Raw genomic sequence first — 257 nt, 5'->3', positions numbered from 1 at the left:
TCGCCGGCCGCGGCCAGAGCACCCTCAAAAACTACGCCCGCCACCTGGCCAAAGTAGCCCTGCACTTTAACTGCCTGCCCACCGAGCTGGACTCGGATCAGATCAACGACTACCTCTACCTGGTAAAACAGGAGCACAACACCCCCTCCGACGCTTACTTCAAGTTCACCGTCTACTCCCTGCGCTACGTCTTCCGCATGGAGGGGCTAAAGGACAAGCGCATCGAGCTGCCCGCCCTCAGGGGCAACAGGAAGCTC

At 60.3% G+C, this 257-nt stretch carries 1 pseudogene; it reads left to right on the top strand.

The window, feature by feature from the left end:
- A pseudogene (locus tag K3G39_RS20595) lies at positions 1–257 on the top strand (integrase); the annotation flags it as partial.

It is taken from the genome of Pontibacter sp. HSC-14F20 (assembly GCF_019599265.1).
GTDB lineage: Bacteria > Bacteroidota > Bacteroidia > Cytophagales > Hymenobacteraceae > Pontibacter.
Note: the sequence above shows the minus strand (reverse complement) of the source record. Positions and strands in the feature narration are given on the sequence as shown.